At 67.0% G+C, this 1256-nt stretch carries 1 protein-coding gene; it reads left to right on the plus strand.

Annotated features, from left to right (window positions below; translation table 11 throughout):
- Positions 1-49 precede the first annotated feature (49 nt).
- A partial coding sequence (locus tag QK442_RS36135) for an IS256 family transposase (RefSeq protein WP_282698377.1) occupies positions 50-1256 on the plus strand: 1207 nt, incomplete at its 3' end.

A 1256-nucleotide genomic window follows, 5' to 3' on the forward strand; every position in this document is an offset into this window, starting at 1 on the left:
CGTGACCGAGGCCGAGACTGTCGAGGCGGCTGAGCCGCGGCCGGCGAGGGTGGTGGATGACCGGCTGATCGAGGAGCTGGTGTCCCGGGCCCAGGCCGAGGGCCTGCAGCTGACGGGTGAGGGCGGGTTGCTCCAGCAGCTGACGAAGCGGCTGCTGGAGTCCGCGCTGGAGGGTGAGATCACCGACCATCTCGGCTATGACAAGCACGATCCGGCGGGGAAGAACGGCGGGAACTCCCGCAACGGCGCCCGGTCGAAGACCGTGCTGACCGATGTCGGGCCGGTGGAGATATCCGTGCCGCGTGACCGGGACGGGTCGTTCGAGCCGAAGATCGTCAAGAAGCGGCAGAAGCGTCTGACCGGCGTGGACGAGATGGTCATCTCGCTGTCGGCGAAGGGCCTGACCACCGGCGAGGTCCAGGCCCACCTGGCCGAGGTCTATGGCGCCGACGTCTCGCGCCAGACGATCTCCACGATCACCGACAAGGTCCTCGACGGGATGGCCGAGTGGCAGAACCGGCCTCTCGACCCGGTCTATCCGGTCGTGTTCATCGACGCGATCCACGTGAAGATCCGCGACGGCGCCGTCGCCAACCGGCCGATCTATGTGGCTTTGGCGGTCACCGTCGAGGGCCGGCGCGAGATTCTGGGCTTGTGGGCCGGGGACGGCGGTGAGGGCGCCAAGCACTGGATGCACATCCTGACCGAGATCAAGAATCGCGGCGTGAACGACGTCCTCATGCTTGTCTGCGACGGTCTGAAGGGCCTTCCCGACGCGGTCGAGACCGTCTGGCCGAGGACGGTCGTGCAGACCTGCGTGGTCCACCTGCTGCGGAACTCCTTCCGCTATGCCGCCCGCCAGGACTGGGACAAGATCGCCAAACTCCTCAAGCCCGTCTACACCGCGGCGACCGAGGAGGCCGCCCTCGAACGGTTCGCCGAGTTCGCCGACACGTGGGGAAGGAAGTATCCGGCGATCGTCCGGCTCTGGGAGAACGCATGGGAGGAGTTCACGCCGTTCCTACGCTTCGACACCGAGATCCGCCGCATCGTTTGCACCACCAACGCGATCGAGTCGGTGAACGCCAGGATCCGGCGGGCGGTCAAGGCCCGCGGACACTTCCCCAACGAGACCGCCGCCCTGAAATGCGTCTACATGGCGATCATGTCCCTCGACCCGACCGGCAAGGGCCAGACCCGCTGGACCCTGCGCTGGAAGACCGCCCTGAACGCCTTCGACATCACCTTCGACGGCC

It is taken from the genome of Streptomyces sp. CC208A, assembly GCF_030010625.1.
In the GTDB taxonomy this organism is placed as follows: Bacteria; Actinomycetota; Actinomycetes; order Streptomycetales; family Streptomycetaceae; genus Streptomyces.